Consider the following 20,451-nt stretch of genomic DNA (forward strand, 5'->3'; position numbering starts at 1 on the left):
ATCGGAACTAGCAAACAGTAATAACAGCTTTAATCACTTAACACTATCTTCCACACATAAACTTAAAAGGACAATAGCCACATAGCTTGAGGTTGTCTGTTGGAGTAAACGGTTTTGTTTCATCATAAAGACTTTCTAATACAGAAGCTAAGCTTTCCATAAACTCTTTATGATATTTTGAAACATCAGTTACTTCTTCTTTATCAATACAAACAATAGGGGAATAATCTTTTTTGCTAGCATATTGAATAAAGAGCAAAGCAGGTGTAACTGGCAAATGGTGAGGATTAAAGTTAGCAGGCAAAATTCCATTTTGTATTTTTACTTTATTCTCAGCCATTAGTAAGCTATAAAGCATTGATTGCATAACATAATCACTCTTCTTGTCTAACAATTCAGGACTAAAGATAGAAGGAATATCAGGCATAGGCTTTGCTTCTGCTCTACCTGTTTTATAATCAACAACACGTAGGCGTTTGATAGTGGTATGATCGCCTAAGGCATAAGTAGCCATATCTAATCTATCGACACGCCCTCCTACTCGTTTTTTATAAAGCTTCCCTGCAATATTTACCTCAACATCATCTTCTACATCAAACTCATGTGCAAGGACTTTAATAGGAGCAACTGCCTGATCAAGGCGTAGCAACTGTAGTAAATACTTCTTAATTACTTCTTTGTTGAGAAGTTGTAAACCATTAAGGTTTAATTTATTACCCTTTAAGAAGTCTTTCCTATTAAAGAGTTCTGAAGCAATAGCCTGATCAATTATGCTATTGAGCATATTTGGTTTAGCAAGTATTGTTCCTATGGTTGCAGCAGAAACCTCTTCCCCTTTAAATATATCTTTATACATAAGTTCGGCAGCTTTATGAAAGATGTTTCCAAAGACACGGTTATCAATGCTATCTTCATCAACAATATCTTGCGTATCAATACCTACTACATATTTATAATAGAACTTCACAGGGCAAGCAATAAAAGTATTAATAGCAGTGGGTGAAAACTTAGAGATATGCAAGAGTTTTGCCATAACTCGCCTATCTTTCGTTATCGGTTCGGCTATGAAATTATGTTGCTCTTGTCCTGCTTTAAGCACATAGCGGTGGATTTTGCGCTCAGTTTTTGTCCACTCTACCATAAACTGCAACATAAATCTGCTCATTTCTCCTGTCTTTATTCCTTGTGTTGAGTTATTATAAAGAATAGTTACATCGCTTGCACGCTGAATGAGACGATGAAAATAATAGCTAAAGATAGATATTTTATTATTTACTGTAGTTAGTTCAAAGGCGTGGCGAATGGCATGAGGAATGAATGAAGCATCGTCCACTCCCTTTGGCATATTACCCTCGTTACATGAAAGGATAAGTACATGATCAAAGTCAAGGTTACGCGTTTCTAGTACACCCATTATTTGCACACCTTGTGCTGGTTCGCCATGGAAAGGCACGCTAGTAGCATTGGTGAGTTGAACGAGTAAGCGACGGAAAATAATAATATCATGATCAAGATAATAGGAGCCATCTTCTTGCACAGTCATCAAGTCGACAAACTTACTAAGCAGCGTGTACATTCTAAATACCGATTCTTGGAATAATGGGTCGGCTTGTGTGCGCCCATTAATTCCCACTTGCCTAATAATATTGGCAAGCCATTCCACAAAAGCTAGCATATTCTGTGCATCGTGAGGATGATAGTCCATACCCTCCCACAGTACATAAAATTGTTTTTCTTCATTTATCTGTTGGAGAAGTTCTTCTGCATTGCTCCAAACATATTTTGCGTAGGGGTGGCGAAGAACACGATTAGCATAGCGAAGTCGGAAACGTTGCTCGGTAAGCGAATAGCCATCCACTTGAAGCTTAATAATCTGCGTTACGAAAGAGGAGATAAGCGATTGCTGTAGAGGGTATCCTGTGGTAACGTTTAACGTTTCTACCTCCGTTGGAATACAATGGATTACTGTTTGCAATAAGTTTTCATCACATAATACAATAGCTGTCTTTCGTCCATCAAGATAACGATCATTCTCTTTAAGCCATTGCGTGATATAGCGTGCTTGCATATTTTCTGTAGGCGAGGCTATAAATGAAATATCTTTATCCCTGTCAAGATTACTAAAAATGGTATGATCATTATCTTTTAGCTCATTCGGAAATCTCTCTAACCATCGTTGAATATATCTACCAGCTTCGCGCCCTGTTTTGAGATAGTAATTATCGTAATCCCAATAAAATGCTGCTTTATCGGCTTCGTTTAAGAAAGTAAATAAGCGTTGTTCTACCTGCTGTAACACATTAAATCCGATAAAGATATAACGATCATAAGGCAAAGTAAGATTATTGTTTTCTATCACATCACGATATAACATACCCTCATAAGCCATACCTTGCGTGCGAAGACGGCGTTTATACTCAGTGTAAATATCAAAAAGCTTATTCCAAAACTCATGAAAACGCTTACGCAAGCTGTCCTCATCGGTATTAATATTGGTGAAAACCTTTTGTAGTTCGGCTACCTGTTCTGGTGTGAGATAGTCGAGCGACTCCATTTCTTTATTGGCACTTAGCAAGCCAAAAACCTTCTCTGCAGGCGCTAAGTTTTTGTCTATATCATCAAAATCGGCAAGAAGTAACTCTCCCCAACCATAGAATTGGTCAAGGGTTTCGGTTTTCTTCGTAATGTCCATATACACCTTATGCAAAATGCAGATATTCTTGATAGAGTCGGAAACTGTGAGCGTTGATTGCTCACGAAAGAATTCGGAAATAGTAATGTAGGCTGGCGACCACACAGGACTGTCTGATATTCGTGCTATTTCTTGATTAAGAAACAATGCCGCACGCTTATTAGGAAAAACTACAGCAATGCGTGCTAAACCATTAGGATACTTATTTAATAAGTCTTTGGCAACGTATGATAAGAAAGATTTCATGATTTATTAAGAATAGAAAAATTAAACAGACAGAATTTCACCACGCATTACATACCACAGAAACCCTGTTACTTTCTGATGCCCCATTTGCTGAAGCAACAGAATATAACGATGCACTTGCTCGTAATACTCGTTTCTGTGATTACCAAATTTATAATCAATAACCACCATTTCATCGCCTTTAGTAATAACACGGTCAGGACGTTGTTCGTAATAACGATCGGTAGCTTTATCGTATTGCAGAATAGTACATTCATTATATACCTCCCACTCGCCTGCAAACCATGATTTTACTTGTTCATTATTGAGAGCTGCTGTTATTTGTTGGCGTAACTGTGCCGATGATATATCATCATTATAGATCACTCCCTCGGCTTCCAATGCCTGAAGATGTGGTTCAATATCGGCAAGTGTTTTGATAGAAGAGAAGATATTGTGTAGCACACTACCCACTTGCATATACTTTTGCCTATCAGTAATCTCCTCACCCTGTACAAAAGCATCACTCTTGTTACTTTGTCGGAAGCTCACCGCAGCATTAAAAGTTTCAATACGAATATCTTTGGGCTGGGGAATTACGGTAAATGGATTGGTAAATTCTTCTTCCTTTTTCTTGTTTGGTTCATATTCATGAGCTGATAGCAAAGTGCCAAATTCAAAGCAAATAGGTTCATCGCTCTTTGTTTCATCGTCTTTTTCTTTTGTTGATTCAGAATATTTAGCATTCGGCAATGTAGTCCCTAAAGCCTTTAAGCAGTGCCATAATAAATTGCTACGTCTATTACTGTCTGCTATGTTTTTTCCAGAAAGGAATAGATTTTTCCCAGCACGCGTAAAGGCAACATAGAGAAGATTGAGGTTATCTATTATGTTCTGAAAATGCTCCTCACTATAATCAGCAGAAAAGAAACTATTTTCTAAGTCTTTTTTAAATGAAACAGGAATAATAGGCAATTGCGAGAAAGGTTCTACTTTATTCTTACCATCCACCCAAAAGATAGTATTCTTTTTCTCTAACTCCCAATCACAGAAAGGTATCAACACATTATCAAACTCTAAGCCCTTACTCTTATGAATAGTGAGAATACGAATACCATCTACATCATCTGTCTGAATATTTACTCCACAGAGACTGTCATCCCATTCCTTTACGAAGTCGTCAATATCGGCAGGGTTATCGCGTAAATAGTCGTTGAGAACATCATAAAAAGTGCTAATATACGCATTCTCTACCGACAAGTTTTTGAGTTGGAAAAGCGAATAAAGTTTATCAACTAAGTCGATTAACGATAAACGTAGCAACTTTTCTCTATCCATTACATATTCGCTAGGAAGTGAAACGTTGAGGTGCTTTCGGATAAACTCTTCTTTTTGCTCGTAATAATGTTCATCATGCGCTATGTCCACAACATCCGATACTAACTTTGTGCTACGCTCTTTAGCAAAATCGTATTCTGGGTTCACCACTTGATAGTATGCTCTCACAAGTTTAGCACGCGTTAAGTTATCAGACGGTTGGGCAAGTAATCTTAGTGCTTCCACCAAAATATTAACGGCAAGCGAAGCATCAAGACGGAAAGCCTCTTCTGAAACAATGGCAATATGCTTCCCCCATTCTGTTCCATTAATTGTAGTTACAATATCGGCAATCTCTTTTTTGTTACGCACAAGGATAGCTATACTTTTTTGAGAATAACCTATGTCGAGTAATTGCTTTATATTATCAGCTAATTCTGCTAAAATATCATTAGCATATACTGCATCCTTCTTGTAGAAAGTAGCCTTTACAAAGCCACGTTCATCAGCCTTTGGACTTTTCTGTGCCACATCAGCATAAGCCAATTTTAGCTTTTCTTTTTGTGAATGTTCGAGCTTATCTATCTTCTTATCCTTTGATGGTGTAAAATAGTCTTCTGGATATTCATAAACATTCATAGCTTGAAGGAAGAAAGCATTATTAAACCGAATAATATTTGCCTCTGAACGATAGTTAGTGGCTAGTGTTTTCAGTTCTATTGATGAAGTATCTACATAGCTACCATCTGCTGGTTTAATACTTTCTTCTATATTGTTGAGCAATTCCCAATCGCCCTGACGCCACCTATAGATACTCTGCTTAACATCGCCTACCAATAGATTGTGTGAACCTATTTCTGCCATACAATTAAGCAAAAGCTTTTTAAAGTTATCCCACTGTACACGGGAAGTGTCCTGAAACTCATCTATCATGATGTACTTCAGCATTGCTCCTATTCGCTCAAAGACAAAAGGAATATCATTATCTTTCATCAAGTTTTTTAAAAGCGATTGTGTATTGCTCAGCATAAAACGATGATTTTCTAAATTATCATCCTCCACTTGCTTGGCTATCTTGTGCAGAAGACGGAGCTTAGAGAGATGTAGCAATACAAGCTTACTAGTGCAATACATTTTCCATCCTTCTATACGACTTGCTTCCAAGTTAGCAACCATTTCGGTTAGTCCTACTCCGTCCACAAAACTATTAAGCATTTCCTTGTCAGCCTTCTTGGAGCATTTAGACGAAGCCCACTGCTTCTCACCCTCTATAATCCGCTGTGTGTGAATGTGTGGATCACCATTTTCTATCTTACCTTTGGATAGCTTTACCACCTGATTATAGGCATAACTAGCGAAGTAATTTATAGGAATAGCACTAGTAGCAATTTTCTCTACTATATTTTTTGCTTTTTCTTTAATACTTTTTTCATAATCTATACATACAAAACGCAAGCGTTTAATAAAGTCGGTAACGAACTTCTCGTCTTTGAAAATTTTGTCTAATTGCTTTTCATGAGTTTTGTAAAGTTCATCAAATATAGTCTTGCCAAACTCTTTGATTTCTTTTACTACATTCCAACTCCTATCCTCTTCGATGTTTGATGAGATATATTCGTCTATCCATCTTAACATTGGGTCGTTTTCTCTCAAACTGTCGATCAGTTGATCTACCGCCTTTGCTTCCACTTGCTGCGTATTTAGGTCTACACGCAAGTTGGCAGTAAGTCCAAGTTCCTTACCTAAATTGCGCAATACAGTTTGAAAGAAGGCATCTATTGTCTGCACTCGAAAGTTTTGATATTCGTGTGTCAACTTTTCCAAGATATAAAGCGCATTATTGCGGATAGAGGTTTCTGTCAACCCTGTCTTTGCCTTTACTTGCAGCAAATAGTTGTCTGAGCTAGGCAGTCCATTACCAATACCATAAAGCTGAGAGAGTATTCTCAACTTCATTTCTTGCGTTGCCTTATTAGTAAAGGTAACGGCAAGCATTTTATTATAGTCCTCGGGGTTCTTCACCAAAATAGAAATATATTCCACTGTCAAGGTAAATGTTTTTCCCGATCCTGCTGAAGCCCTATATACCGTTAATGCTTTATCGTTATTTGCCATAGTCATTATTCCTTATTTAAGAGATACTTCTTTGTTGTTTGTGCTTTTTACCACTTGCTAAAGAGTTCAAAGCCAAATTTTACTCCAATGCCTTCATAATGTCTTTGAGAAAATCCTGTGAAAATTCCCATTGAAAACACTCTGTTTGTAAAGCTATACCCTACTTCTGTATAAGGGCATAAATATTTCACACCTAGCATACTCACGTAAATGCGCTCCTTTTCGATGACCCTTCCCACCCATGGTAGCCATGATAGTACTAATAGCGGACTCTCATAGGTGAAATTAGCTCTTACATAAAAATTAGAGGCATTATACCAGTTTGCATTCAACATTTCAAATTCCCCGCTCCAATCATCACGCCATCCATTAGGAATATAGTTTTCGTGGAAGTTGTAATAAGATAGGAAGTAGGTCTCTCCTTTTTTGTTTAGATAGCCACCTGCCCCTACTCGTAAGGACCACAATCGCATAGAGGGCAAATACCCAATATATTGTAAATCGGTTTCTATTCTACTATACAATATATTACCTCCCAATACTTTTATGCCATGTTCATATTGCGCAGTAAAAACAAGAGGGGCATGACGAGTAAATGGATACCATGACACCGATATAAATGGTGCTATCGACTGATAAGCAGATGGTCTTCCCACTGTCAAAAAGCCTGTTTTGTCTATTGCCGATCGCCTATGTATAGAGATACCTCCTTGCAAAGATAACTGTTGATATAGAATGTCATAGCCCGCAGTAAAGCGTAGCTCTGTATCCTTAAAATAGTCTAAGTTCATACGCTCCCAGTTTATGGTGTCTCGATGCACAGCCGCTTTAATATTATCTAATACACGTGAGTCGGTTATTCGATTACCATTAGAAATCTCCAATCGTACAAATCCAAACCGATTTTTATTAAAGTTATAGATAATAGGGATACTATAGAATAATTGCTTCTGCTTAAATGAATAGCCCATCTTTAATCGTCCATAAATATCTCTGTTCGAATTAAATGTGTATCCTCCCTTAATATCCACCTTATAATATAGTCCCTTCCTATGGCTATAACCAAAATAAAGTGGATTGAGAATAGGTGCTATGCGCATATAGCCTTTATCATCAGCGGTATGTGTACTGATGTCGTTTAGGATATTATCGCCAATGATGTCCCAAAAAATTATCTTTGCCCAATTCTTTTTCTTCGGAACTTTTATAGTATCGGTATGTAACGTGTCTTCTCTGGGGTAATATTCTTTTATCAAGTCTTGCTCTTCTGTTGTTAATTTTTTAGGGCGTAATCGCTCCATCAATCTCAGATCGTGTGAGTCATTAATGGTGTCGGCTAAAGTTTCTGGCATATCAAAGTAACTATCCATTATGGCATCTATATGGTTACCCATAAATTTTATGGAGGCATCTATTTTACACCAGCGAGGCAATAACAAATTAGCTCCCTCATTTGCCATTTCTCCATTTATGGTAAAATGGTTCATATCGCTTTCACCTTCTAAGCTAAAGTCGATGATACGCCCAGTAGTTGTAACAATATTTGCATGGCCACGCCTTATTAATTCCGTATGTATACGTTTGCTTTTAAACGACAGTCTAGTGATAGAGTCGCTTATCACTTTTGCTTCATACGAATAATATTTATAATTATTGCTATTTAAAGGAGAAAGGATTTTGTTATAAAATATCTCTGTATCGTATAGCTGTGGACGAATATAATCGAGTAGATTATAAAGCACAGTATGACCATGATATACCGTACTTAGCCAAATGTTCCTCTTCGTGCGCCATTCACGATTAGAATATACCACTTCATGCTCGTATGCCTCTGCCACAGCCTTTCGACGATTGTCTTTCATCATAAAGAACATTGTCGGCATACCCAAAAGCAGAAAGTTGCGACGTTTTATATCGATAAAACATTTTCTATAAACGTTTCGCTCGATAGAATCGGGCATACTGCTCGCTATTTCCTTTCCGTAAGCTGTAATTCTTTGTAGCAAAACCTTTTCGTCCTTACCTGCTTTTGCTGTAATGACAGTAATGCAAGTAAGGAGAAGCAAAAACGCTCTCAAAGTAATAGATGTTCTGTTAAGTTTTGCCATACGAAAACAAAGATAGTAAAACTTGAAAGAAAAAGCAAGGGAGCTACTTTAAAAAGTCGTTATTCGTACAGCCTATTTATAGGCTTCAAATTGTCTTATGAGAGAATTTTAATTATCTTATAACACATTTTAAATTCTCTCATAAGACAGTTTTACGCTTTCTTCTTATCTTTTTAAGGCTTTAGAACTGAAAATAGATAAATGGCTGAACATCAGAACTTTTCACTTGCATAATAATAAAAATGACCGATGCAAGAACTATTGCTGCGCCAACTACACCTGTACGCTGAAGCACTTTAATACAATTGTTTTGCCATGAAGTGGGAATCCAATGCGAGAGCAATGCAAAGCCCATGAGGAGGAATACATATTTATAAGCCACAAAGACATCGGGCAATACACTAGGATTAAACTTGGTGAACATTTGACGCACCATGATGCCCACAGCTTGAAAGTCGCGACAACGGAAGAGTAGCCACGAGAAGGTGATAATGTGGAAAGTGATAAACACTGAAAAGAAGCGTTTGATACCTGCAGGATGATAGCGCTTATCGTGATGTAAGATAGTTTGCGACCAGAATTTATGCACACATACAAACAAACCATGCAGCACTCCCCAAACAATAAAGTTTAAAGAAGCACCATGCCACAACCCACAGGCCGTCATAGCTATCATCTGATTGAGATACATACGCCATTTTCCATAACGATTACCACCTAGCGCAATATATACATAGTCGCGTATCCATGTAGATAAAGAGATGTGCCAACGACGCCAAAAGTCGGTCATAGAGTCGGCTTGCAACGGTGCATTGAAGTTTTGAGGAATAGTAAATCCAAGGAGCATCGCAATACCAATAGCAATATCAGAATAGCCAGAGAAGTCGCAATAAATTTGGAAGCAATAGCCATAGAGCCCTAGTAAAACTTCACCTCCTGAAAAGAGCGATGGGTTATCGAAAATACGATCCACAAAATTGGCGGATAAATAATCGGAGATTACTGCCTTTTTAAGCAAACCAATAACAATGAGAAACACGCCCTGCGCAAACATTTCATTGGAAAGATGAAGAGGCTTACGAATTTGTGGAACAAAATCGTTGGCACGCGTAATGGGTCCTGCTAACAATGTAGGGAAGAAGCTAACATAGAAAGCATAATCAAGCAAGCTCTCTAGTGGCTTCATCTTATCACGATAAACATCAACGGTATAAGATATAGTCTTAAAAGTATAGAAACTAATACCTACAGGAAGGAAAATATCCCATGGCTGAAAGTTGTTACCTATCATTTGGCTCACCATACCTGCAAAGAAGTTGGTATATTTAAAATAAGCCAACATACCTAAATCGATAAATAACGAGAGGACAAGCCAAGTCTTTTTCTTTTCACTTTGAGCTATTCGGCGTGCGATATAAAAATCGGAAATCGTAATGATTACTAATAATAGGAAGTAGATCCCACTACTCTTATAAAAGAAATAATAAGAAAAGAGCGTTACGAAAAGTAAGCGTGCCGAGAGTTGTTTGCGGAAACCCCAATACCCCAGCATAAAAGCAAGGAAGATAAAAAGAAAAGCTCCCGAAGAAAATAGCAATGGGTTACGAGGATCGTACTGTAAAATAGAAAGAATATTAGCAGCATCTAATGATGAGAAATAAGCTGCAAATTGACTACCTAAAGCACTGAAAAAGCTAAGAATTGTATCAAATATGTTGTTAAAGTCCATGTATATATACGGTATTAAAAAAGGGGGGGATTAATGTTCTTCTATCATTTTCTTGCGACGAGCATAGTTGCCTTGCCCTGCCACAATTGATTTAAAAATGCGTTCACTGATATACTTGCCACCTTTATAATTAATGTGTACATAATCCTTAGTTCCCATACCTTGCTCATCAACAAGGCGCAACATAGAGCCAGCCCCTCCCATAGCATTGAATAAGCTATAGAAACCCACTTTACATTCTTGTGCTAGCTTCATTTGATAGCGCTCTAGTTCTTCTATTCCCTTCATTGTTCCATTAGGTGAAGCCTTTGAACCACGATCTGGAGCACCCATTATAAGAATACTTGTATTAGGGAAAGCACGCTTAAAGAGTTCTATTGCCTTACCCATTCCCTTAATATACTTCTGTAAACGTTCGGGAGTAGTGTTTGCATCAACAGCGTTAACACCAAATTGGAACACGATTAAGTCGTAAGGACGAATAGCAGCAAAACGCTTTAACATAGCTTCAGGCAGTTTAGCTAGCGATTGCCCATCGGATCCACGCATACTAAAGTTATCTACTACAACACCCTCTTCGGCTTCTTGTGCAGTACCAAAAAGTGTCGCATTGCTGCTTGAAATCTTTATAAGTGCATTTGAAGTTTTACCTGCTAACTCGGCAATTTGAATATCTGTAGATGGAGATACTGCGATGGTCTGTTGCTTACCACCGTCAATATTGATAGTAACATTAGCACCTGCCGTTGGACGAAGATAAAGTTTGGTACTACTCCATATATCAGTGCGCTTGTATTCGTGAAGGACAAAAGGTGCAAGACTTATTTGAGCAGGACCTGACAGCGTATAATAACGCTCAGCTATACCAGCCTTTGTAACATCGTATGAGTCGGGACGCTTTACCATGTGCTCTACTATACCTGAGAATTTATTAGTGGTAGTATGCTTATATTGATTAATATCATTACCAGCGTCTAACCAGCCTACCCCATAGCCACCATACTTGTTTTGCAGATCCTCTCGCAGATCAGCAAGGAGAATATCGCCTTCTATATACGAGTCGCCAAAATAAGCAATGCGCACAGGATGTCCCACTGCTTCATGGGCAGCAAGCTTGGTAAGATTAGCATAGAAATCGTCTAGGCTATTGCCTGTATTAGTGCCATAATCGGTAATAGGTTCTACACCCTTCCCCCACTCTTCTTTAAAGTTGATCTTACGACCATCGCCTGTGGTAATTTTCATAACACTATTTGAAGAGGTGATAATCGCCGAGGTTGATGTTTTTTCTTTATGGATTAAATCGCTCAATATATCTATCTTACGAAGTTCGGTTCCTGCTATCTTGATAGTTGGTAGGAAGTGGAGCAACACGAGGATTATGACTACCAAGCATGTAAGCAATAAAGGCTTATGGATGTTACTTTTCATTATTTATATTCTTGCCTTAGTTTACAAGAAAAATATTTTTGGTGTTATTATAGAGTTACTTATATTTATTAGGGAGCAAAATTACAAAAAACTTATGAATATTCACATCGTTTTATTGTGAATTTGGTATCTTTGTAACGTGTATACCTTACACTGATATACAGAAACAGAACAAACAAAAAAAAGACTAAGAAATATGATTAAAGTAACAAAGGAAGCAGCTCTTGAATATCACAACACTGGGCGTCCTGGAAAAATTGAAGTAAAACCTACTAAACCCTACAACACACAAACCGATTTGAGTTTGGCTTACTCCCCAGGTGTGGCATATCCCTGCTTAGAGATACAGCAAAATCCACACGATGCTTATAAATATACTAATAAAGGCAATTTGGTAGCTGTTATAAGCAATGGCACTGCTGTTTTAGGACTAGGTAACATTGGTGCTATGAGTGGTAAACCCGTAATGGAAGGTAAGGGCTTGCTGTTTAAGATATATGGTGGCGTTGATGTATTCGATATTGAAGTTGCCGAAGAAGATCCAGATAAGTTTTGTGAAACAGTGGAACGCATAGCACCAACCTTTGGTGGTATTAACCTCGAAGATATTAAAGCCCCTGAATGTTTCTACATTGAGGAACGACTGAAGCGTACGCTAGATATTCCTGTTATGCACGATGATCAGCATGGTACGGCTATTATCTCGGCAGCAGGACTAAAGAATGCTTTAGAAGTGGCTGGGAAAAACATTGAGGAAGTAAAACTTGTAGTAAATGGTGCTGGTGCTGCTGCTATCTCGTGTACAAAACTTTATATGTCTCTAGGCTTAAAGAAAGAAAATATCTTAATGCTCGACTCAAAAGGCGTGATTACCTCCGATCGTGAAAACCTTACTAAAGAGAAGCAACTCTTTGCTACTGATCGCAGAGATGTACACACTTTAGAGGAAGCTGTTAAGGGAGCAGATGTTTTTGTAGGCTTGTCAAAGGGGAATGTCTTATCGCAAGATATGGTGCGCTCTATGGCTAACCACCCTATCGTTTTTGCCCTTGCCAATCCTATCCCTGAGATTACATACGAGGATGCTATCTCAGCACGTCCCGATGTGATAATGTCGACAGGTCGTTCCGACTATCCTAACCAAATTAATAACGTATTGGGCTTCCCATACATCTTCCGTGGTGCGCTCGATGTTCATGCTACTGCTATCAACGAAGAGATGAAGATGGCCGCAGTGCTAGCCATTGCCGATCTTGCTAAACAGCCAGTACCCGATGTTGTAAAAGAGGTTTACAATAATACAGAACTTACCTTTGGGGCAAAATATTTTATTCCAACACCCGTTGATCCCCGTTTGATCGTAGAGGTGAGTGCTGCTGTTGCTAAGGCTGCTATAGAAAGTGGTGTGGCGCGCACTGAAATTAAAGACTTTGATGCTTACAAGGAGCATCTACGTCAATTGCGAAATAGCGTTACTATGTAATTGAGAAACAAAATCAACATACAATAAGTATAAAAGATAAGGAATTGTGAACTGCTTATTTTAAGGTTCATAGTTCCTTTTTTATTTTATAGTAGCATTGGTATCTTGATACAGAAAAGGCAATAGTTTTGTGAAACTCAATGAAACATGTCTCATCAGTTCTGCTATGCCCTTTCTTTTGTCGGATTTTTTCTTTCTCCGTCCTCTCCATATTGAGAACACGGAGTAGACAATTCTTTGTATGGTATCTAAATTGCGGGCTGCCCTTGCCGACTTTCGTTTTATCTTGTCTTGTAACAGGTTACGATCTAGCCTCCAGTGCATACTTTCTATCGACCAATGATTACGCACCAATGTCCCTAATCTTGGTGTGTTCGCAGGCAGGCTGCTTACATACAGCCTTTTCTCAGTAGTGCAGCTTCCTGTTGATTTTTTGACAGTTTCGCACTCATAATCTATGATGGTTAGGTTGCCGTTCCACTTCTCCTTATTTGCAATGAGGTCAGTCCCGTGCAAGAGCCGTGAAGGCTGCAAATAATTCTATACCAAACATTTGGTGATTAGTTTACTTTTTATACCTTTGCAACCATAAAGAGAGAGCTGAAATGCTTTCAAAAGATAGTCAAAGTGCTATGCAACAGTCAGTCAAAAAACTGCTACAAAAATGCTACAGTACAGACTTATTAAAATATATAATGTGTTGTCCTACAACGATATAAGAGAGATTGGTTCATAAACCTCTCTCTACCGACCGACAAACGATTGACATCTACGTGGAGGACAACTTCGGACAGCTTCAGCAACGGACTTTCAACTTCAACAATGAAGATACAAGCAAGCGTTCAAGTAGCTAAGAGAGCATAAGCAATAGCATCTTATTTAGCTTTGCACAGTTGCAATAGGCTGTAATACATCTACATACAAATATATGACATCAAAACGAACGTCATTCAAATGTTTTACGTACATTTGTAGCAGACAGATATTAATCATAACCAAATAAAAAGAGATTATGGAACAATCAATCAATCATATCGGCAAGAAAATCAGCGCCTTAGGCAAGGTTGTTGACAACAAAGAATTCATGCTGGTACACCTGCAATTGAAAAGCGGAGAACAAATTCCCTCACACGACCATAAAGGACAGGAAGTATACTTCACTATAGTGAAAGGAACTGTGGAAGTTACTCTTGACGATACCGAGGTACATCGTATCAGCACAGGTACCGTTTTACATTTTCCTGGCGAAGCTCATGTAGGCATAAATGCCATAGAAGAGAGTGATTTTTTCGTTTACCTCATCAACAGACAATGACGTTATGGATATGAAAAAACATCTGCCGCATGTAGACCTTGAAAAACTCGGCAAAATACTCGAGATTAAAGAAGAATACCAACGAGGAGATATTTCATTGGAAGAGGGTAGAACCCGAATAAGAGAGCAAGTTGGGAAAATCTACCCTTATGAAATTGCATTGGCAGAACAAGAACTCAAAACCATTGAAGAGAATGAGTGTCATAAGGAGGATATTCAAAAAATGATTGAGCTGTTTGATGAAGTGATGGACACTAGTCGCCCAAATCTTCCTCTTAACCACCCTATCATGTGCTACTACAGAGAGAACGAAGAAATGCGTCGCTTTATGCTCTCTATAGAAGATCTTGTACAATATCCGATTATCAAGAACCAGTGGCTTGAATTGTACGACCAAATAGCGGCTTTTCGCACTCACCTTTCACGTAAGCAGAATCAGCTCTACTCCATACTCGAACAGAAAGGATTTGACCGCCCAACGACTACGATGTGGTTGCTCGATGACTTTGTACGAGACGAAATACGTGATGCTAAAAATCTTATTGAAGAAGACAAAGAAGAAGAGTTTTTGGCAATGCAGTCTACTATTGTGGCAGATGTGCGGGATCTTTTACAGAAAGAAGAATCTGTACTCTACCCAACTGCTTTGGCGATGATAACTCCAGAAGAATTCGAACAGATGCGTCTGGGAGATTACGAAATTGGCTTTGCATGGATTGATGTAGAGAATTTCCAAAATACTGACAAAACAGAACCCCAATCCACAACAGTCCCTGACGGTTTTACCTCAGAACTATCTGCGCTTCTTAGTAAATATGGTCTGGGGGGAGACGATACATGCCGAGTTTTCGATGTTACAACAGGCAAACTCTCCCTCGAACAAATCAACCTCATTTACAAGCATCTTCCTATAGATATATCTTATGTAGATGAAAACGAACTCGTTCGCTTCTATTCAGATACCAACCACCGCATCTTCCCACGTAGCAAGAATGTTATCGGACGTGATGTGAAGAACTGCCATCCGCGCACCAGCGTCCACCTCGTTGAGGAAATCATTGCCAAATTCCGCTCGGGTGAGCAGGATAGTGTGGATTTTTGGATTAACAAACCTGGTGTATTCATCTATATTTATTATGTTGCTGTGCGTGACTCAGAAGGACGATTTAGGGGAGTACTCGAAATGATGCAAGATTGTAATCGTATTCGTGAGCTTCAAGGTTCACGTACGTTGCTGACGTGGTCAAATGACATGCAAGGAGTAAAATCAATGGAGGCGAAAAAGTCTACTCCAGACGATACGCCTGCAACAAGAGAAGGCTCGATAATAGAACTCTCTGCCAATACTCGCTTACAGGATTTGTTCAAAATCTACCCAAAGCTACGGCAAGATTTGCCAAGTATGAATTCTGCTTTTAAAATGCTCAATTCACCTCTCGCACGCATTATCATTCCTAAAGCAACCATCGCTATGATGAGCGAGCGCAGTGGCATTTCCATTGATGGCATACTTTCTATGTTAAACGAACTCATCGCTAAGTATAAGCGAGAGGAATAAATTCCTTATCCTAAAATAACAGAGAACAGGGCTGACGCATTATAATCCTTTCCTCTAGGGACTACATATGATGACCTCTTGAGGAAATCAAAAAACTCCACAGAGCAAACGAAAATTCTTCACGGAAGGTCGAAATAAAAGTTCGGAAGAATGAAATGAAACTTCGGAAGAAAGATTTCGAAGTTCCGAAGAATTTTCCGTTTCTCGCTGAAGATTTGAGGATCTCCACCGAGGGATTGTTCAGCTTCCTTGATAGTACCGTAGATGCACTCGTTTAAACCTATCATACCACACGAATATCAATAGCTAAATACCATATAATTATGGTAGTATTTTTAGAAAAAAACAGCTTTCACTGTGTTACTGGCGTGCTATAAAATAATGATATTTAGAATAAGAACCAAGACTTTTTAAATGAAAGAGCCGTGAAGCAAATATAAAAAAACAGAATAAAACTTTGGCTAAATGTGAAAGATACACTATCTTTGCGAAAAAGCGGAGGACGGCTTATGATAACACAAGACAACTTTAACCTAGAATATACCGATCCTATAGAGGTGTATCAAATTCGCCACTTTGTATGCAAAGAAATTTGTAGGCAAATTCATAGATATATTAAAGCAATGAGTGGTAGCAAACAACAAATGCTCTTATTCGAAGAACATTTGCAAGGACTTTCGTTAGACGAGAAGGAAGCTACTATAGCGCAGTATCTTGACCTTAATCGAAAAGCGTTAAAAGGATTAGATATGAAGCTTGTTTTAGCTCGTGCTATGGCAAACTATTGCGATACCTATAGCTATCTTGTTACTCTTATTAATGATAAAAGGCGTATCGTGCAATATCTCCAACTTATTAACGATATATATATAAGGTATCATACGGTGTTTGAAGAAAATGGAAAGTTCGGCATTGCAGACTATAAAGGGAATGTGATCGTTAGTCCTAAATACGAATTTTTGCGAACTTGTTATATGTATGTTGGCACTTTCCAAATACTACCTATTATAGCTCAGCTAGAGGGGAAAATGGGAGTTATCTTGCCAGATGGTAAAGATACCATTGTAATTCCATTTGATTACGACTCCATTTCACTTCGCGAAGAGCCACCCTACTTTGATGCTAAACGCAAAGGCAGGCATGTTTATCTAAATATGGATGGTAGCAAGTATGCTAAAAAACAAGTAGAAGAAAAGGAGAAAAAATAGCTTAATAGGACGAATAGAATTGTATGTTTCAAAGACAACTATATCAACTTGCCACGATGTATAATTGTTCTTTGAAAAATCATTACATACATAATTGCGTTAAGTTCTGTTTTTTAACGTTATAACATTCTTATAGGCAACGAGTTACAAAAGGTTACCTGTTACTCCTCAAAAGGTTACCTTTTACTCATTAAAAGGTAATCTTTTACTCATCAAAAGGTTACCTTTTACGTTGTAAAAGGGATCTGAACGATAACCTTCTATAATTTACTATATTTATTTTTTACAACAACTATTTTGGAGTCTACCAAAATAGTTGCTGCAAAACATAATTACACAAGCATCTGCAAAGACTATCTATACCTCGCTCATAAATCTGCAAATGTCATCTGAAGTAATCTTTCACTCACTTTATACGTAAAATGGATAAAAAACTTATTTTAATGAAAATATTTTTTTTATTTTCTTTTGCAGAAAAGGAAAAAAAATATATCTTTGCAACAGAATTACTATTACTAACTATTCATAAACAATCGTCATCCAACAAATAATGACGAACATACTTGCAAAAATGTTTTGTGAGAAATATGTACTGAAACGTGCATATAATATTTCTCAACAGAAATGAAACAATCTCACAAGGAGTAGGTTTAGTCAACATGTGATATGCTCCACTACACCATCTCTCCAAACATTGTCGAAAACCTTAAACGTTGTGGTAAGGAAGAGTGTATTTGTGAAGAGTATGCTCTTCCATTTTTTATGCTTATATACCAATTAAAATAGAAGCAAAAGTATGATTTTCTCTCAAGAAGCTTAAGCCTTCTAATAAATATTTCTAGTCTATTACAAAGTATCTTTGTATCTTTGCACCGCATATATAGGTTCATTGTGAACATGATTAAAAAGGGAAATCGGTGTAAGTCCGATACTGTCCCGCAGCTGTAAATAGCAAAATATCATACTAATACTTGTGGGTTTTTCACATTAATATATATATATATATCAGTATGAACTAGCAAACAAAAGCCACTGCTTCCGTAAAGAGAAATGGGAAGGCGATTTGCTAGGGTTTAGCTATAAGTCAGAATACCTGCCTATATTATTAAAACATCTATTCTCGCGGAAGAATGTTGTTTCATCAATCAATGTATAATAGCGCCATGTACCCTTATAATTGGAAGAATAATGTACCTCCAAGGTACATTCATTGTATCTTTCTCATCGCCTTATTATTTCTTACAGCCACTAAGATCAAAGCTGATAATAAGTTAAAGGCACTCAACGATACGCTTAACGAGGTTATCATTACTTCTCGCCTAACACAGCGCGAGATAATCCCCTCACAAAAGCTAAAAGGAAAAGACCTTGAACGCCTCAACACCCAGTCTATAGCCGATGCACTTCGCTACTTTGCAGGCTTACAGGTAAAGGATTATGGCGGTGTGGGCGGTATCAAGACCGTTAATGTTAGAAGCATGGGAAGTCAGCATGTTGGCATTGTATATGATGGCGTAATGCTAGGTAATGCACAAAATGGACAGATAGATCTTGGACAATTCTCGCTTGACAATGTAGATGAGATAACGCTTTATAATGGTCAGAAGAGTTCTATCTTCCAACCCGCCTCCGACTTTGGTAATGCTGGCAGCGTATATATTCGCACTCGCCTACCACGCTTCACTAATGGTAAAAACTATAACCTAAAAGTGAAAATAAAATATGGATCAAGCGACCTCTTCAATCTTTCTGCACTTTGGGAACAACATCTTTCCCCTGCTGTGGTTACATCGTTAAATGCCGAGCTACTCACTGCAAGCGGAAAATATAAATTCCACCACACAATGCTTGCAAACGATGGTGTTTCCACTTACGACACCATTGCCACTCGGCATAATGGCGATATACTAGCTGAGCGTGTAGAGGCAAATATTCACGGGCTTATCTCGCGTGGCTTTTGGAACTTTAAGGCGTATCTCTATAACTCATCGCGTGGCATTCCGGGAGCAATCATAGAAAACGTATGGAGAAGCTCCGAACGTCTAAACGACCTTAACGCTTTCTTTCAAGGACGTTTCCAAAAGGATATTACTAACAAGTTTTCCACCCAATGGTTAGCAAAGTATGCCTATTACAAAACACATTATAAAAATGATAACCCCAACTACATAGCATACGACAATAGCTTTTGGCAACAAGAGGTGTATTTCTCCACTGCAAACGCATACGAATTAATTCCTAATTGGACAATTTCAGCTGCCTACGACTTCCGTTGGAATAAACTAAATGCAAACACGAAGAATTTCAACTATCCCACTCGTTTCTCTCACCTTGTGAGTCTTGCTACAGCTATTGACTTGCCCTTCTTGAAGGCACAAGCATCACTGCTAGCAACCCACATAGACGATGATCTCAAAGCGCTACACCTTCTTGCTGAACCACCAAAGCCCATTACCAAATTCTGTCCAGCTCTTTTTGTAAACGTTCCCATTGTACACACGGAGTATGCCGAGAATGGTATTTCCAAAACCAATCTAGAACTACGTGCATTTGCTAAGCGCAACTTCCGTATGCCTACCTTCAACGATCTCTACTACATCGATTTTGGTAATCCCAAACTCCTTCCAGAAGTAGCTACGCAATACGACTTAGGTACTACATTCTCTCACCAATGGTTAGCAGCATGGGCAAAACGTGTACACCTACAATTAGATGCTTACTATAACACCATTCATAACAAGATTATAGCCTACCCTACAGGAAAACAGTTTCGCTGGACGATGATCAATCTTGGCACAGTTAGAATAATGGGCGTAGATGTAGCCGCAGGTTTTGATATGGCTGTTCCTATGGGCAAGAAAGCGCAACCACTACTACTTTCGGTGAAGTCGCAGTACACTTATCAATCGGCTTTGGATATTACCTCTGAGCATGATTCTTATTATAAAAACCAAATACCCTACGTTCCGCACCACAGCGGATCAGTAACTCTAGGGGCTGACTACGCTAACTTCATACTCAATTATAGCGCTATCGTTACGGGCAGTAGGTATAGCTCACAAGACAATATTCCCTATTATTACATGGCAGCTTGGGCTACACACGATCTTAATTTGCAATACAAATTCAGCTTAGCTAAACTACCCTGCAAAGCGATATTAGAGGTAAATAACCTATTCAACCAACGCTATGAGGTGATAGCCAACTATCCTATGCCCGGCACGAGTGGAACCATAGGGCTACAAGTAGAACTATAAAACGCAATAACAA

General features: G+C 38.3%; 10 protein-coding genes, 2 pseudogenes and 1 riboswitch. Of the genes and pseudogenes, 6 read left to right on the top strand and 6 right to left on the bottom strand.

All coding sequences use genetic code 11. The features are described 5' to 3' along the window. Positions 1-43: 43 nt before the first annotated feature. The 5 genes from PREBIDRAFT_RS03495 to PREBIDRAFT_RS03515 all read right to left on the bottom strand — a co-directional run bounded on the left by PREBIDRAFT_RS03495 (position 44) and on the right by PREBIDRAFT_RS03515 (position 11,617). Entirely contained in the window at positions 44-2,938 is a 2,895-nt protein-coding gene (locus tag PREBIDRAFT_RS03495; RefSeq protein ID WP_004335570.1) for a PD-(D/E)XK nuclease family protein, read from the bottom strand. A 21-nt stretch (positions 2,939-2,959) separates the two neighbouring features. Then, entirely contained in the window at positions 2,960-6,349 is a 3,390-nt protein-coding gene (locus tag PREBIDRAFT_RS03500) for a UvrD-helicase domain-containing protein (RefSeq protein WP_004339212.1), read from the bottom strand. A gap of 47 nt (positions 6,350-6,396) precedes the next feature. Continuing rightward, complete coding sequence (locus tag PREBIDRAFT_RS03505) at positions 6,397-8,457, bottom strand: DUF5686 family protein (protein ID WP_004335568.1); 2,061 nt, start codon at positions 8,455-8,457, stop codon at positions 6,397-6,399. Between the two features lie 181 nt (positions 8,458-8,638). After that, positions 8,639-10,186 (bottom strand): MBOAT family O-acyltransferase, encoded by a 1,548-nt coding sequence (locus PREBIDRAFT_RS03510; RefSeq protein WP_004335567.1) that lies wholly within the window; start codon positions 10,184-10,186, stop codon positions 8,639-8,641. Between the two features lie 30 nt (positions 10,187-10,216). Then, positions 10,217-11,617, bottom strand: coding sequence for a GDSL-type esterase/lipase family protein (locus tag PREBIDRAFT_RS03515; RefSeq protein WP_004339215.1), 1,401 nt, complete (start codon positions 11,615-11,617; stop codon positions 10,217-10,219). 196 nt (positions 11,618-11,813) lie between these two features. Here PREBIDRAFT_RS03515 and PREBIDRAFT_RS03520 point away from each other — a divergent pair. Further along, positions 11,814-13,094 (top strand): annotated as a pseudogene (locus tag PREBIDRAFT_RS03520) (malic enzyme-like NAD(P)-binding protein); the annotation flags it as partial. Positions 13,095-13,181: 87 nt separating this feature from the next. Here PREBIDRAFT_RS03520 and PREBIDRAFT_RS03525 read toward each other — a convergent pair. Further along, entirely contained in the window at positions 13,182-13,616 is a 435-nt protein-coding gene (locus PREBIDRAFT_RS03525) for a hypothetical protein (RefSeq protein ID WP_050772579.1), read from the bottom strand. 206 nt (positions 13,617-13,822) lie between these two features. Here PREBIDRAFT_RS03525 and PREBIDRAFT_RS10980 point away from each other — a divergent pair. The 5 genes and pseudogenes from PREBIDRAFT_RS10980 to PREBIDRAFT_RS03545 form a co-directional block, all read left to right on the top strand. Beyond that, positions 13,823-13,954 (top strand): annotated as a pseudogene (locus tag PREBIDRAFT_RS10980) (TraQ conjugal transfer family protein); the annotation flags it as partial. Positions 13,955-14,112: 158 nt separating this feature from the next. Further along, positions 14,113-14,415, top strand: a complete 303-nt coding sequence (locus PREBIDRAFT_RS03530; protein ID WP_004335559.1) for a cupin domain-containing protein — start codon at positions 14,113-14,115, stop codon at positions 14,413-14,415. A gap of 4 nt (positions 14,416-14,419) precedes the next feature. Beyond that, positions 14,420-15,973 (top strand): DUF438 domain-containing protein, encoded by a 1,554-nt coding sequence (locus tag PREBIDRAFT_RS03535; protein WP_004335556.1) that lies wholly within the window; start codon positions 14,420-14,422, stop codon positions 15,971-15,973. 509 nt (positions 15,974-16,482) lie between these two features. Beyond that, positions 16,483-17,181: a hypothetical protein gene (locus tag PREBIDRAFT_RS03540; protein ID WP_036862949.1), complete on the top strand. Its 699-nt coding sequence runs from the start codon at positions 16,483-16,485 to the stop codon at positions 17,179-17,181. Between the two features lie 865 nt (positions 17,182-18,046). Beyond that, a riboswitch (cobalamin riboswitch) is annotated at positions 18,047-18,296 on the top strand. A gap of 48 nt (positions 18,297-18,344) precedes the next feature. Next, positions 18,345-20,438 (top strand): TonB-dependent receptor, encoded by a 2,094-nt coding sequence (locus tag PREBIDRAFT_RS03545; protein ID WP_004335547.1) that lies wholly within the window; start codon positions 18,345-18,347, stop codon positions 20,436-20,438. Positions 20,439-20,451 lie beyond the last annotated feature (13 nt).

The organism is Prevotella bivia DSM 20514 (assembly GCF_000262545.1).
In the GTDB taxonomy this organism is placed as follows: domain Bacteria; phylum Bacteroidota; class Bacteroidia; order Bacteroidales; family Bacteroidaceae; genus Prevotella; species Prevotella bivia.